Annotated in this window: 13 protein-coding genes; 7 read left to right on the forward strand and 6 right to left on the reverse strand. The window is 59.4% G+C overall.

The window, feature by feature from the left end:
- Positions 1–58: 58 nt before the first annotated feature.
- A complete protein-coding gene (locus ACQRAX_RS19925; RefSeq protein ID WP_412041018.1) occupies positions 59–2,317 on the forward strand; it encodes a KAP family P-loop NTPase fold protein in 2,259 nt (752 codons plus the stop codon).
- On the opposite strand, the gene ACQRAX_RS19930 is transcribed toward ACQRAX_RS19925, so the two are convergent.
- Both ACQRAX_RS19930 and ACQRAX_RS19935 read right to left on the reverse strand, forming a co-directional pair.
- Positions 2,318–2,845, reverse strand: a complete 528-nt coding sequence (locus ACQRAX_RS19930) for a cytochrome b (RefSeq protein WP_412041017.1) — start codon at positions 2,843–2,845, stop codon at positions 2,318–2,320.
- Entirely contained in the window at positions 2,842–3,888 is a 1,047-nt protein-coding gene (locus ACQRAX_RS19935; protein ID WP_412041016.1) for a catalase family peroxidase, read from the reverse strand. Before ACQRAX_RS19935 ends, ACQRAX_RS19930 begins: the two co-directional genes overlap by 4 nt.
- Before the next feature lie 131 nt (positions 3,889–4,019).
- Between ACQRAX_RS19935 and ACQRAX_RS19940 the strand changes: the two genes are divergently transcribed.
- The 4 genes from ACQRAX_RS19940 (at position 4,020) to ACQRAX_RS19955 (ending at position 6,516) form a co-directional block, all read left to right on the forward strand.
- Positions 4,020–4,529, forward strand: a complete 510-nt coding sequence (locus tag ACQRAX_RS19940; RefSeq protein ID WP_412041015.1) for a sigma-70 family RNA polymerase sigma factor — start codon at positions 4,020–4,022, stop codon at positions 4,527–4,529.
- Complete coding sequence (locus tag ACQRAX_RS19945; protein ID WP_412041014.1) at positions 4,526–5,278, forward strand: anti-sigma factor family protein; 753 nt, start codon at positions 4,526–4,528, stop codon at positions 5,276–5,278. Before ACQRAX_RS19940 ends, ACQRAX_RS19945 begins: the two co-directional genes overlap by 4 nt.
- A 77-nt stretch (positions 5,279–5,355) precedes the next feature.
- Complete coding sequence (locus ACQRAX_RS19950; protein WP_412041013.1) at positions 5,356–5,691, forward strand: DUF2790 domain-containing protein; 336 nt, start codon at positions 5,356–5,358, stop codon at positions 5,689–5,691.
- 72 nt (positions 5,692–5,763) lie between these two features.
- The gene (locus ACQRAX_RS19955) at positions 5,764–6,516 is read left to right on the forward strand and encodes a FecR family protein (protein WP_412041012.1); all 753 of its coding nucleotides are present in this window, start codon (positions 5,764–5,766) and stop codon (positions 6,514–6,516) included.
- Between the two features lie 42 nt (positions 6,517–6,558).
- Here ACQRAX_RS19955 and gloA read toward each other — a convergent pair whose 3' ends face one another.
- Both gloA and ACQRAX_RS19965 read right to left on the reverse strand, forming a co-directional pair.
- A complete protein-coding gene (gloA, locus tag ACQRAX_RS19960) occupies positions 6,559–7,080 on the reverse strand; it encodes a lactoylglutathione lyase (RefSeq protein ID WP_412041011.1) in 522 nt (173 codons plus the stop codon).
- Between the two features lie 217 nt (positions 7,081–7,297).
- Positions 7,298–7,657 (reverse strand): histone-like nucleoid-structuring protein, MvaT/MvaU family, encoded by a 360-nt coding sequence (locus tag ACQRAX_RS19965; protein WP_412041010.1) that lies wholly within the window; start codon positions 7,655–7,657, stop codon positions 7,298–7,300.
- A gap of 365 nt (positions 7,658–8,022) precedes the next feature.
- On the opposite strand from ACQRAX_RS19965, the gene ACQRAX_RS19970 reads away from it, so the two are divergent.
- A complete protein-coding gene (locus tag ACQRAX_RS19970) occupies positions 8,023–9,312 on the forward strand; it encodes an OprD family porin (protein WP_412041009.1) in 1,290 nt (429 codons plus the stop codon).
- Positions 9,313–9,380: 68 nt separating this feature from the next.
- Positions 9,381–10,130 (forward strand): precorrin-6A synthase (deacetylating), encoded by a 750-nt coding sequence (gene cobF, locus ACQRAX_RS19975; protein WP_412041008.1) that lies wholly within the window; start codon positions 9,381–9,383, stop codon positions 10,128–10,130.
- Here cobF and ACQRAX_RS19980 read toward each other — a convergent pair.
- Both ACQRAX_RS19980 and ACQRAX_RS19985 read right to left on the reverse strand, forming a co-directional pair.
- Positions 10,096–11,415, reverse strand: a complete 1,320-nt coding sequence (locus tag ACQRAX_RS19980) for a glycosyltransferase (protein ID WP_412041007.1) — start codon at positions 11,413–11,415, stop codon at positions 10,096–10,098. The genes cobF and ACQRAX_RS19980 overlap by 35 nt on opposite strands.
- 73 nt (positions 11,416–11,488) lie before the next feature.
- Positions 11,489–11,851 carry a response regulator gene (locus ACQRAX_RS19985; RefSeq protein WP_412041006.1) on the reverse strand — a complete coding sequence of 121 codons (363 nt, stop codon included), beginning with the start codon at positions 11,849–11,851 and terminating at the stop codon, positions 11,489–11,491.
- Positions 11,852–12,028 lie beyond the last annotated feature (177 nt).

The raw sequence follows: 12,028 nt of genomic DNA on the forward strand, positions 1-12,028 counted from the left end.
CGGGTTGCGTATGCTGGCGTTTTGATTTTCGAGTCGGCAGGCAAGGATGAAGTTGAACATGGGTTTTTTTCGCCGCGCAGACGCCAAGCAGGCGCCAACGGTGGACGCGGAGTTGGCCAATACCCAGGCGGGCCATGACGCGGCCAGGTTCAAGGGTGATGAGGATGGCCTGGACCGGCTGTGGCTCGCGCAGTCCATGTATCGCACGATCAAGGCCACGCCTGAAGGGTACTCGACGCGAATTGGTTTGTATGGCGAGTGGGGCGCGGGCAAGACGACTGTCCTGAATTTCCTCAGTGAGATCGCGCAAGCCAAGGGGGATGTGGTTGTCCATGTCTCCGCCTGGCGGGCAGTGGATGCGGACGGCTTCGTGAAATCCCTGAGCGATGCGATGAGGGCCAAGATCAAGACCTTGAAGATCGCAGAACCTTGGTATTTGAGATGGAAGCACCGGGGCGCAAAGACTTCGTCGACAGTCGCGGGCCTGTCTCAGATGACCGGGCAGGCTGCCGGTAAGATCGATAACGACATGGGGACGATGCTCACCATGGGGGCGGCCCTGACCGGAACAGTCGCCACCCATATCCAGCAACGGCTGGCGCTTGACACCGTTGACCTTGTGCCTTTGCGGGCGTTGCTCAAGGAACATCACGTCGTTGTCTTTATTGATGACCTTGATCGCGCCGATCCGGTCATTTTGCCAAAAACCCTGATGGCACTACGCGAATACCTTGATCTGCCTGGATTTGCGTTTGTGCTGGCGTTTGACAAGGCTATCGTCACCCAGTCACTGAAGGCCTATTCCCAGGCCTTTTCCTCGTCCCGTCAGGCATTTCTGAACAAGATCATCGACTTTGAGTTCGAACTCAGGGTGCTGCCTGGCGGATTGTCGAGCCAATTTGCAGCCAACACCCTGGCACAGTATTGCACCTTCATTCCCGAGCAGGACAGAAGTCGCGCAGCCGAGTGGTTCCCCGACAACCCGCGGCTGACACGCACCATTGCCCGGGAGTTGGGCAGCCTCAAAGCGGCAGCGCTTCGCCATGGCCCGGGCGAACTGAGATGGGAAGCGATCATTCTGCAGGCGGTATTGCGCCGTGAGGCTCCGCTGTGTGCCGCGATGGTTGAGGCTCGGTTGCTGGGGAAGGGGGCTCCGACTTTGGTGTTGGCCTTCAATCAAGACAGCAAGAGCGAAGCGATGGACTTGCTCGTTAAGGCGATCACAGCGTCTGGCTTCGAGCACGGCAGCGAAGCGTTTGATCGCTACAGTCGCATGGTGGTCAAATTGCAGGGGCTGCGGGCATTTGATACACCTGAGCGAATCCGTTCAGAAATGTTACTCACTTCGCGTGAGCCCTGCTTTACCCAGCAGGAGTTTCTTCAGTTGGTCCAACACTGGGACCAGACCCCGGACAATCGGTTACTGGCTGAGGCGTTGGACACGGCTGCGAATGTCGCCTGCACCAGCCGCTTGCAGGCTGCGGCGATACTGCTCAACCTGGCGTTGGACAGATACAACGTGTGTATAGCGCAATTCGCCGAACAGAAATCTGTTGCACAGCGTAGCCGCTGGATTGATCAGGCAGAGCAAGCCGCAAGGTTTCTCTGGGGGCTGTTGAGCGCCGAAAAGATTAGTGACCTGTACAGGGCGAGCAGTCACATTACCCTCAGTGTCCAGATGCTTGAGCTATTTACCCGTTTCGCAAGGCGAAATTTTCCACTGGATGAGCTCTGGTTGCGCTGCATCGAAGGTTGGATGATGCGGGTGCTAGCCGAACGTTGCGAGGATCAGGCCGCGCTGTTTTTTCGTTGCAAAGCCTATGAAACCAAGGGGCAGGGGGCCGGCAGCATGCCGCCAATTGTTCAGTGTGTGTATACGGCCACGGCCAAGGCGGCGGTTGACGATGCTATTGGATTGTTCAGCGTCACCAATGCGATTCAACTGTGCAGCTATGAGAAGGAACCCTCGCACCGCCTGGAATTGCTGCGCGACGAGAACTCCATGCTGTATTCCAAACCCCACAAGGCCATGCTGCTGAGGTTATTTGAAGGTGCTCAAGGGCGGGAGCAACAGTACATCCTCGCCAAAAATGCCTTGGACTACTTGAGTTTGTTAATTGACCGCAACCATGATCTGAAACGATTTTTCCAGGTTCATCCTGATGTCCTGAGCGGCTGCTGGCGCCTGGTAATTGGGGAGGATTGGCAACAGGAGACCCTCCAACGGTTGCATTGGCTGCGCGACCGGCTACAGCAACGAGGCGTCGATGTCGCCGGATTGCCTGAAGCCGGTAGCACGGGCGCGCACAAGCCCTGACTAACTGCGGCCTGGCCACATGCTGCGCAACACCCCGTCGCGCCGCACTAAACCGTGCACCAGCGCCGCGCCCAAGTGGGCCAGCACGGTGGCGAACAGCAGATAGGCCAACCAGCCATGCGCCTGGCGTAACAAGGCATACAGCTGCAGGTCGTGGGGCAGTATCGCAGGCAATTGCCATGGCAGTGGATTGCCACTGGCCGAGAGCATGCCCCAGCCTATCAACGGCATCGCCAGCATCAATGCATACAGCAGCAGGTGTGACGCGCCAGCCGCTAGTTTTTGCAGTGTGGGCAGGTCGGCGGGTAAAGACGGGTGGGGTAGCATCAGGCGCAGAGCGATGCGTACCAGCACCAATAGCAGCAACGCCAAGCCAATGGCTTTGTGCAAGCCAAGCAACCAGGTGTGGCGCGGCGACAAGTCGGCGATCATGCTCACCCCGACGAACAGCATGGCCAGGATCAGCACTGCCATCAGCCAGTGCAGCAAGCGGGCGAGTGGATGGAAGGCGAGCGGTACTGGTTTCATGGGTGTGCTCCCAGTAGCGCCGCTTCGCGGCTGCGGCGGTTGAAGGACTCGGCGTACGCCGCCGAGCGGGCAGCCAGGATCGGGTCGGCAGAGGGCTTGATGCCCGCAGGCAAGATCAGCGGATCGAAATTGAGGTCGCGGCAGGCGCCTTGTTCGGGGCCGTCTACCTGCTCGATCACCAGGGTGCCGGCATCGACGTTTTGCCGCTCGGCGGGCCAGGGCTGGGTCGGATCATCGACAAGATCACCCGTCTCAGCCAGAGTCAGGCGCAAGGTCCAGAGCAGCGGTCCTTGGCTTAGACGGTGTTGCAGGTCGTGCTGCAGGTAATCACGGTCATCAATCTGACCTTGCAAGGCGGCGAACGGCGTGTGTGGCAGCAAACTCCAGCGCACAAAGTGACTGTTACCGTTGTCATCGATCAAGGCAAAGGCATTGATGCTGTTGAAGCTGGAGTTGGCAAAACTGTCGGGAGCCTTGTAGTCCTTGGCCCATTGGCGAAAGGCGGCGCTTTCCGGGTGCGCGGCGAAGAATGCTTGCACCCGTGCCGGGTCGGGTTTGCCGCTGGCTGGGTCCGGAGTCATGGCCACTACCTGCTGGTAGAAGGCTTCAGGGGTATTTACCGCGAGCACCGGAGGCGTATTCATGCCCGTACGCCAGACTTGCCCATCATCGCTGGTCAACTGCAGCGCCAGGCTCCGGGTTGGCACGCTGGTGTCGGCACTGTAAGGATTGCTGCCGCCGATGGCGAAGCGGCCGATCACCGGTACCCGTTCCTGACTGAACGCGCGCGCCTGAGACAGCGGCGCGGCCTGCTGGCTACTGAGGAAGTAACCACTCACGCACAGGCCCTTGGCGTGATTCTTACGGTACCCTGGGTAGTGCCCAGCCTGTGCCTCGAAGGTATCGATAATGCGTTTCGGGGTCAGGCGCTCGCTGCCGATCCAGCCGGCGGCATAGGCAAAGCTTGCGGCCAGGGCGCTCAGGCCCAGGCCGATTGCGACCAGGCGCAAGGCGCGCGGTCGACCGTGTAACGGAGTGCTCATGGCGGCGATCCGGGTCAGTGAATGAGCCAGTACGACGCCTGGGCAAAGATTTTATTCCGCGGCCTTGGAATAAGTTTTTCTGCGCAGCGTCTGTCTCTTACACTGACCACCCACAGGCCAAGACCCTGGCAATGAACGAGCTTGATGACGACCAATTGCGCGAAATGCTTGAGCGCCTACGCCGTTTCGCCCTGTGCCTGACCCGCGAGGCCAGCAGTGCTGACGACCTGGTCCAGGCCACCGTCGAGCGCGCCCTCAGCCGGCGGCGGCAGCAGCGTCAGCAGGACAGCCTGCGCGCCTGGCTGTTTGCGATCCTTTACCGGCAATTTATCGACGGTAAACGTCGGGAGCGACGCCATGCGCGTTGGTTGGCCTGGTTTGGCCGCAGTGAAGAGGCGGGTAATGCCACCGAAGACATTGTCCTGGCCCAGTTCGGGCTGGCGGCCTTTGCCCGTTTACCCGCCGAACAACGTGCACTGTTGTTGCTGGTCAGTGTTGAGGGGCTCAGCTACAAGGAGGCGGCCCAGGCGTTGGAAGTTCCCATCGGCACGGTGATGTCGCGTTTGTCGCGGGCACGTACAGCGCTGCGTGAACTGGCCGAGGGCTCGACAGCGTCCCCGGTGTTGCGGAGGTTGAAATGAGTCAGTTGATCCCTTCAGAGGCTGAGTTGCACGCCTATGTCGACGAATGCCTGGATCCCGAACGTCGTCGGACGGTGGAGCTGTACCTGGCCGCCAACCCCGAGCAGGCCATGCGGGTTGAGGGTTGGCGTCGTGATGCCCGGCAATTGCGTGCAGCGTTGTCCGGATTGGCCGGGCAGCCCGCCAACCCGCGGCTTGATCCAGCCTATGTACGCGGTGAGCAGCGTCGGCGTCGGCAGCGGCGCTGGGCCAATACTGCGGTGCTGCTGCTGACCCTGGGCATGGGTGGGCTCGGTGGCTGGCAAATGCGCGAGGCGAGTCTTGGTGCCAGCAATTTGCCGATGGCCGATGCGCTGCAGGCACATAAGCTGTTCGCCGATGCTGGGGCCCTGGACCTTAGCGCCCGTGACCCGGTGCAGGTGCAGGCATGGCTTGGGCAGCATTTTCGCCATGTTGGCAATCTGCCGGACTTGTCGGCATATGGTTTCACCCCGTTGGGTGCGCGGTTGCTGAGCAACGAGCAGGGGCCGGCGGCGTTGCTGGTATTTGCAGATGCTCAAGGGCAACGGATCAGCCTGTTTCTGCGCTCGCCGGGCGAACGTTTTGCGCGAATGCCCAGCGGTGAACGAATCGATGGGCAATTACAAGCGCGCTACTGGTCTCATGGTGATTACAACTATGCCTTGGTCAGCAAGGCTTCCGACCGTCGCGGTGCGCAACTGAGCAAGGTTCTTGATATCGCTTTGTAGCCGTTCACCGTGAGCAAGCGTAAGCTCGAAACGGTGTGATCCAGCAGTTCGTTCCATCACCAGTGAGGAAAGGCGAAATGAAGCGCAAGCAAGGTTTGGTAGTGGCAGCCCTGGTGCTGCTGGCCGGCCAAAGCGCGCTCGCCTCGGCACCGGAAGTGAAGGATGCGCGTCTGGTTGCCCATGAGCAGGCAGTGCAGGCCTATGCGGCAAGAACCGGCAAGTCAGTCCCTACTGTTCAGGACTATAGCTATGGCACTTCAATCGATGTTGCCCGGCTCATCGAACAGACGTCCATGGCGCGCGGCTGCGAAGCGGCGCCCATGTTGATGACCTACGAGGACGCCTCCGGGCAGTTGATAACTTTGCGTTATCGGCTTGAAGGGCAGTGTCCGCGATTCCAGGCCACGCGTTAAAGAACGGAATCACTGGATGATCCAGTAATGGCCATTTAGTATTTGGCGCTTCTAGCGTCAGAGACAGAGGACATGCAAGCACCGACAGGAAGTCCGCAGCATAATCGCCGCACGTTGCTCAAGCGCGGTTTGGCGTTGGCTGCGCTGGTACCGGGCGGTTGGGTGTTGAGTCAGCAGTTGCTGGCCGTGTGGCGTGCCGACTTGCAGACGGCCGTCGGTGAGCGGCGCGGCGTACGTCTAGCTGATGGCAATGTGCTTCAATTGAATACCGATACAGCTGTTAATGTGGATATGGCCCGTCATCGGCTGAAGTTGATCGAAGGTGAAATTGCCCTCAGCGTCAATCGCGCGCAGCCCACCGATGTGGATTTTGGCCTGGGGTGGGTAAGCATCGGGCAGGCACACATCTGTTTGCGCCGCGATGCCGATCGTTGCCAGATTTCAGTGCTGCATGGCACGGTACAGGTGAAACCGGAGCAAGGGATGGAGCTGGCGCTGCATCAGGGTGACCAACTGACCTTGTACAACAATGGCAGCGGTGCGATGGGGCGATTTGATCCGCATGCGCCGGACTGGCGCGATGGCGTGTTGAGCGTCCGTGATCAACCACTGGGGCGTTTCTTGCGTGAAATCGGTCGTTATCGACCGGGCATCCTGCGCTGGGAGCCAGCGCTGGATGCACTCACGGTCACCGGCACGTTCCAATTGAACGATACCGACCGGATATTGGCGCAGCTGACGACCAGCCTGCCGGTGGCGGTGCAAGCCCGCAGTCGATACTGGGTCACGCTGGTGCCGCTACCAGTCCTGCAGCGTGAGGCCTGAAGCATCGCCGTTTCACGGCCAATCGCAGCCTGGCGCCAGTGCTTACAGCTCGGTTGGTTGGATGATCTCAACCCAGTAGTCGTCCGGGTCCTTGATGAAAGCCAGGTGCTTCATGCGACCGTCACTCAGACGCTTTTGAAAGGTCACGCCCAGTTGTTCGAAACGCTCGCAGGCTGCGCGGATATCCGGCACCGAGATGCAGATATGGCCAAAGCCACGCGGGTCGGTATTGCCATTGTGGTAGGCAAAGTCCGCGTCGTTTTCTGTGCCGTGGTTGTGGGTCAGCTCGAGAATGCCGGGGATCGATTTCATCCACTCGGTGCGCTTGGCGGCATCGGCAGGAATCTGCGCCTTGTCGACCAGGGCGAGGAAATACAGGCTGAACTCGGCTTCCGCGAAGTCGCGCTTTTCCACCAAGCTGAAACCCAACACGCGGGTGTAGAAGTCCAGGGACTTGGTAACGTCCTTGACCCGCAGCATGGTGTGGTTGAAAACAAAGTTTGCAGTCGCGGCATCCGGTTGCGCGGTGACACCGGCAAGGGTGTCGAGAGGGTTCTGGCTCATGGGCACTCCGCTTCAAGAGGCTGGCAATAGCGCTGCCAGCAAAACAGTCAGAGCGACATGATACGGAACTGAGTCGATTGCGCAAACGTATTGCGCCCCGCCTGGAAGGGGCGGGGCGCAAGAATTAGAAGCCCGCCGAGGCGGGCGTATGGGGCGCTAGTCCGTTAGCAGCCTTCATCCTGATCGAGTCCATGTGAAAAAAGTGTGAAGAACGCTTTCATGAGCGCAACCAGCTGTCGACAGTTTTCGCGCCGTACTGTTCTTTCCAGGCTTTGAGGCCGCGGTGGTTGCCACCTTTGGTTTCGATCAGCTCACCGGTGTGTGGGTTTTCATACACTTTGACCACCCGGGCGCGGCGGGTTTTCGGTGCGGCTACCACACCTTTTGTCACGGCTTTGGGGTCAAGGATGGAAATGATATCGCGCAGGTTTTTGCCGTAGCTATTCATCAGCTCGACAAGTTTTCGTTCGAACTCGATTTCGCGCTTGAGGCCGGCGTCCTTCTTCAGCGCCTCCAGTTGCGCCATCTGTTCTTGAAGCGCTTTTTCGGCAGCACGAAACTCTGCAAGTCTGGACACTGTCATCACTCCTTTATGTCTTCAGTGGCCCGGCAGGCGTAAAAATCAGCAACAGTCTGAATAACGCCGCCAGCACTGGGTTGGGCACAACATCGCACTAATAAAGAGTGTAGTAGTCTGCGCGTCGGGGGTAAACATTTGAAATTTAACATCGCTGCAATGGAACTTTCTTACTTGCTTGGGCGTTAATACCAAACAACTAGTCGGTTACCTGAGCAGCGCCTTAGACCAAGGTCCAATGGCCCGGTCTAGAGCGGTTTCGAGATAATTTACGGTCAGCCTCGAGCTTTATTGGCGCTGGATGCAGTGCCGGTGCCTGGACGGCTGCCGGTTGTTTTTCGTCATTCTTTCGGATTGTGCTTCTCATGTTTGCCCCATTTCCCCTTGCACCCGAGCGCGGCCTTGCCGGCCTGCTCGCGATGTTGACTGCCGCTTCGACTCAGGCTGCCGGTTTTGTTGAAGACAGCAGTGCCAAAGTCGAAGCACGTAATGTCTATTTCAATCGTGACTTTCGCGATGGCCATGTCAGTTCCAGTCAGGGCGCGTCGAAACGCGAAGAGTGGGCACAGGGATTCATCCTCAATGTACAGTCCGGCTATACCCAGGGCCCTGTCGGTTTTGGCGTCGATGCCCTGGGCATGCTCGGGATCAAACTCGACTCCAGCCCCGCTGACAGTAACAGCGGGTTGTTGCCGTCCAGTGGCAACAACCCGCGTGAGTCCGTCGACCAATACGCGAAAATGGGCCTGACCGGGAAAATGCGCTATTCGCAGACCGTACTCAAGTACGGTTCGATGCTGCCGGACATGCCGCTGCTCAAGTACAACGATGGCCGCTTGCTGCCGACGATGTTCCAGGGGGCGATGCTGACCTCCGAGGAGATCAACAATCTCAAGTTCAGCATTGCCCGTTTAGACAAATACACCGCGCGTGATTCCACTGATCGCCAGGACATTCGCGTGCACTGCAAGAACAAGCGCTATGCCTGCAACATTGAAGCTGATCATTTCGACATGGCCGGCGTCGATTACAAATTCAGCGAGCGGCTTAGCGCTCAGTATCAGGTCGCCAAGCTGGAGAACATCTACCGCCAGCACTTCCTGGGTGTGGTGGCCAGCCAGCCGCTTAGTGTCGGTAGCCTGTCTGCGGACCTGCGTCTGATCAAAAGTGATGATATCGGCAACGCCCGAGCCGGTGATATCGACCACCGCGCGTTCAGCGGCATGCTCGGCTACAGCCTGGGTGGCCATAAGATCAGTGCCGGTTGGCAGCGCATGTACGGTGAGAATTCGATGCCGTACCTCGATGGCAGTAACCCGTATCTGGTCAACTATGCCCAGGTCAATGACTTTGCCGCCGCCCAGGAGCGTTCCTGGCAGTTGCGCTACGACTATGACTTCAAGGCCGTCGGTGTGCCTGGCTTGACCTTCTTGACCCGCTATATCAACGGTGACCACATCAAGGTGCCGGGCAGCCTGGCTGAGGGCAAAGAGTGGGAGCGCGACAGTGAACTCAAATACCAGGTCCAGAGCGGCACCTTCAAAGATGTCAGCGTGCGCTTGCGCAACTCCACCTATCGCAGCAACTACGAGAAGTGGGCGCGGGACATGGATGAAACGCGGGTGATCGTCAGCTACAACTTCTCGATCTGGTAATCCGTACTTTGCCACTGCCCCTTGGCCGGTCGACAATGACGACTGGCCAAGCTGGGGAGGGGAGTGCAATGAAGCACCTGCTGTTGATCGGAATTGGCCCGGGCAATCCGCGCCAGATTACCTTTGAAGCGGTTGATGCGCTCAATCGTGCCCAGGTGTTTTTCGTTCTCGACAAGGGCCGCGACAAGGATGAACTGCTGCAACGGCGTAAAGACATCCTCGAACGCTACATCCAGCATCCGCACTACCGCTTGGTACAGGTCGAAGATCCGCAGCGAGAGGGCGCGGCCAGTGACTACGTCGGCGCTGTGCAGGCGTGGCACCAACAACGCGCTGCGCTTTATGCCCACTTGATTGAAACCGAGCTGGCCGAAGGTGAGTGTGGGGCGTTCCTGCTGTGGGGAGAGCCGACGCTGTATGACAGCACTTTGCGCATACTTGATGGGGTCAGATCCCTTGGCGTTGGCATCGAACTTGAGGTCATCCCCGGCATCAGCAGCGTACAAGCACTGGCCGCCCGCCATTGCATTGCCTTGAACCGTGTTGGCGAACCACTGACAGTGCTGCCAGGACGACGGCTTGCCGAGCAGGCGCGGATCGACAACCTGGTGGTAATGCTCGACGGCCACTGTGCGTTCGCCGCGCTCGACGACCCGCAATTGTTCATCTACTGGGGTGCTTACCTCGGCACGGCCGACGAGATGCTCATTGCCGGACCGTTGCACGCCGTTCGCCAGCAGATACTCGAGCAGCGCGAACAGGCGCGCGCGCGCAAGGGGTGGATCATGGACACTTATCTATTGCGTCGGCCGCTGTAGCCAAGCGGTTCTTCGCTTCGATCCACTGCGCCATGTACTGGGTGCTCTTGTGCTGGTGGTGACGCAGCATGGCGCCGGTGAAGTTGAACAATCGGTGTTGGTCCAGATCGCTCAGGGCATATTCGATGCGCTCGACCAGAGCCGTACTGTGTTGGCGGCCGTCATAGCGGGCTTTGAGCAGTTGTAAGCCCTGTTGTTGCGCGTGCTCCCAGCGGGTCTGATCGTTGTACAGCTGCGTTGCGGCTTCAGCCAGCCCTTCAGCAGTGCTGGCCACCGCACCAGGCCAGGGCAGGTCGCCGTGCATGGCTTCGGCGCCGATCGGGGTAGTGACGCTGGGGGTGCCGCAGAGCATGGCATCGGTGAGTTTGCCCTTGATCCCGGCGCCGAAACGCAGCGGCGCCAGGCAAATCCGCGCATTGCCCATCACCTCCAGGGCGTCTTCAGCCCAGTTCATGATGTGGAAGCCTTCGCCCGGCTTGTGCAGCGCCGTGGCTTTGGGCGGCGTGTAGGCGCCGTAGATGTGCAGCTGCGCCTGGGGCAGGCGACGGCGGATCATTGGCCATAGGCTGTTCTTCATCCACAACACGGCATCCCAGTTGGGTGCGTGGCGGAAGTTGCCGATGCTGAGGAAGTGGTCTCGTTGCTCGAAAGGCTTGAACGGCTCGTTGGGCACATCGACCATCAGCGGGCACCAGTGCAGCAGGTGCTCGGGCACGCCGAAGCCGTTAATCAACAGGTCGATCTCGACATCGGAGATCATCAGGCTCAGGTCACTTCGGTAGATTGCCGCCAGTTCGCGCAGGGTCAGGTCGGCTGTAGCCATTTGCCGGTACAGCTCGGGACCGGGGGTGGCGAACAGCGCGCGGAAATCGTTAGGGTCCAGCCCCTCGATCAGGCGTCGGCGCAGCAACTGCTGGCGGGCGTCACGCAGGCTTTGCAGGTCGGAGGTTTCCAGCACCCGCAAGGCGTTGGGGCAGTGCTTTTCCACGCGCCAGCCAAATTGCTCTTCCATCATGAAACGGTCGAACAGCACCACATCCGGGGCCAACTCGCTGACAAAGTGGTCGAAACTGCTGTCATTGAGGGAGATGGCCTGCTCGGCGATACCCAGCTGGGCAAGGTCGGCTTTGTGCTCACCGATGGTCGCCGGGCTGCTGAAGGTCACCTGCCAGCCACGTTGCACGAAGCTTTCGAGGATCTGCATCATGTGCCCGCCGGCGGCCGAGGAGCGCGGTTCGGGCCAGACATAGCCGATGACCAGGACGTTGAGGGCGGGTGTGAGCATGTGCGAAAAGCGCCTTGGCAAAAACGCCTATTAGAACAGATTGGCGCCACGCTGGGAGCCGGCATTGCCGTCCTTACTCCGCCAGAATGCTTCGTACCTTGTCGCGCAACTGATCGATGCTGAACGGCTTGCCGATCAGGTGCATGCCTTGCGGCACTTGGACGCTGTCGCCATAGCCACTGGCGAACAGGATCGGCAGCGTCGGCCTGGCGTCGAGGGCCTTGCCCGCCAACACCTTGCCATTCATATCCGGCAGGCCGATGTCGGTCATCATCAGGGCCAGCGATTGCTGAGGATTATTGAGAACCCTCAAGGCCGCCGCGGCGTTATCGGCCTCAATGACGGCATAGCCCAACGCTTCAAGTACATCGACGATCAGCATGCGTACGATGGCGTCATCCTCGACAACCAGAAGGGGTGGGTGAGATGAGGGCATGGTGAAAGTCCTGTACAAATGTCTGTTGATACTCTGTAAGCCAGGGGATGCCTGAAGTTCCCTGCGTGCTTTGCAGCATAACCATCCCTGCGCGTGCAGGGAACGATTAGCGCTTGCAGGTCTCAAATGCTGGCTAAATGCCCTGCCAGAAGTGCAAAAGCTGCTTAGACTGGTGTG

Source organism: Pseudomonas sp. UM16 (assembly GCF_050312595.1).
Lineage (GTDB): Bacteria > Pseudomonadota > Gammaproteobacteria > Pseudomonadales > Pseudomonadaceae > Aquipseudomonas.

Bases quoted from the DNA above. Each gene is read 5' to 3' on its own strand.
- ACQRAX_RS19925 (WP_412041018.1), top strand. From the start codon at position 59: ATGGGTTTTTTTCGCCGCGCAGACGCCAAGCAGGCGCCAACGGTGGAC.
- ACQRAX_RS19930 (WP_412041017.1), bottom strand. From the start codon at position 2,845: ATGAAACCAGTACCGCTCGCCTTCCATCCACTCGCCCGCTTGCTGCAC.
- ACQRAX_RS19935 (WP_412041016.1), bottom strand. From the start codon at position 3,888: ATGAGCACTCCGTTACACGGTCGACCGCGCGCCTTGCGCCTGGTCGCA.
- ACQRAX_RS19940 (WP_412041015.1), top strand. From the start codon at position 4,020: ATGAACGAGCTTGATGACGACCAATTGCGCGAAATGCTTGAGCGCCTA.
- ACQRAX_RS19945 (WP_412041014.1), top strand. From the start codon at position 4,526: ATGAGTCAGTTGATCCCTTCAGAGGCTGAGTTGCACGCCTATGTCGAC.
- ACQRAX_RS19950 (WP_412041013.1), top strand. From the start codon at position 5,356: ATGAAGCGCAAGCAAGGTTTGGTAGTGGCAGCCCTGGTGCTGCTGGCC.
- ACQRAX_RS19955 (WP_412041012.1), top strand. From the start codon at position 5,764: ATGCAAGCACCGACAGGAAGTCCGCAGCATAATCGCCGCACGTTGCTC.
- gloA (WP_412041011.1), bottom strand. From the start codon at position 7,080: ATGAGCCAGAACCCTCTCGACACCCTTGCCGGTGTCACCGCGCAACCG.
- ACQRAX_RS19970 (WP_412041009.1), top strand. From the start codon at position 8,023: ATGTTTGCCCCATTTCCCCTTGCACCCGAGCGCGGCCTTGCCGGCCTG.
- cobF (WP_412041008.1), top strand. From the start codon at position 9,381: ATGAAGCACCTGCTGTTGATCGGAATTGGCCCGGGCAATCCGCGCCAG.
- ACQRAX_RS19980 (WP_412041007.1), bottom strand. From the start codon at position 11,415: ATGCTCACACCCGCCCTCAACGTCCTGGTCATCGGCTATGTCTGGCCC.
- ACQRAX_RS19985 (WP_412041006.1), bottom strand. From the start codon at position 11,851: ATGCCCTCATCTCACCCACCCCTTCTGGTTGTCGAGGATGACGCCATC.